Source organism: Pseudomonas sp. HY2-MNA-CIBAN-0224 (assembly GCF_040310285.1).
GTDB classification, from domain to species: domain Bacteria; phylum Pseudomonadota; class Gammaproteobacteria; order Pseudomonadales; family Pseudomonadaceae; genus Aquipseudomonas; species Aquipseudomonas helleri.
Genome location: NZ_JBEOPQ010000129.1, coordinates 1 through 1,170 on the forward strand (window position 1 = coordinate 1; position 1,170 = coordinate 1,170).

1 protein-coding gene is annotated in these 1,170 nt (G+C 45.5%); it reads left to right on the forward strand.

Going from position 1 to position 1,170, the window contains the following annotated elements; translation table 11 throughout:
* Positions 1-107 precede the first annotated feature (107 nt).
* Positions 108-1,170 (forward strand): IS256 family transposase (locus AAEZ03_RS25660; RefSeq protein WP_350582508.1); only part of this gene is annotated, 1,063 nt, incomplete at its 3' end.

Consider the following 1,170-nt stretch of genomic DNA (forward strand, 5'->3'; position numbering starts at 1 on the left):
TAGTCTACGACTCTTATTGACAGGGGACTTATCAGTATTACCAGTTATTTTGGGAGTTTCCCAAACTTTGTGTAACTGCTTATAATCCACTAACTGGAGAATAAGCAATGACTACTCAATCTGACATTAAAAAACTAGCCGAGCAAATGGCTGGTAGCATGAACAGCTTTGATGACATCAAAGACTTCCAAAAGCAGCTCATGCAATCCTTTATCGATACTGCCTTAGAGGCTGAAATGGAAGACCATCTCGGCTATCCCAAGCATGAAAAGGCGGATAAACCTAATAAGCGTAACGGGCACACTAAAAAGACCGTCCGCAGTGATACAGGCGATCTTGAAATCTCTACCCCAAGAGACCGTGATAGCAGCTTTGAGCCTGTACTCGTTAGTAAGCATCAAACCCGTATCTCAGGTCTCGATGACAAGATCATATTCCTTTACGCCAAGGGTCAAACCACCACTGAGATTGTAGAGAGCATTAAAGAGCTCTACGATGTCGACATCTCAAGCACCCTGGTTTCAAGAGTCACTGACAACATCTTAGAGGACATCACCGCTTGGCAGAACCGGCCGTTAAGCAGTGTCTATCCTATCGTCTATCTAGACTGTATTGTCGTTAAAGTACGTCAAGACAAGCAGATCATCAACAAGGCTATATACCTGGCACTAGGCGTGGGACTTGATGGTAGAAAAGAGCTGCTTGGCATGTGGTTATCAGAGAATGAAGGCGCTAAGTTCTGGCTTGGTGTTCTCACTGAGCTACAAAACCGCGGGGTACAAGACATCTTAATCGCCTGTGTCGATGGTTTAAAGGGCTTCCCTGATGCCATCAATACCGTTTATCCCAACGCTCAGGTTCAGCTGTGTATCGTACACATGGTGCGCTATTCGATGAAGTTTGTACCTTGGACAAATAAAAAGGCAGTAGCGGCTGATCTAAAGGCCATCTATGGCGCTGATACGCTTGAGATGGCAGAGGCCAATCTTGAGCACTTTGATGAGGTGTGGGGCGAGAAATACCCGCATGTGGTTAAGTCTTGGCGCAATAACTGGGAGGGCTTAACGGTGTTCTTTAATTACCCTAAAGACATCAGAAAAGTCATATATACCACCAATGCTATTGAGTCGCTAAACAGCGTGATTCGGACGGCGGTGAATAAGCGTAAGG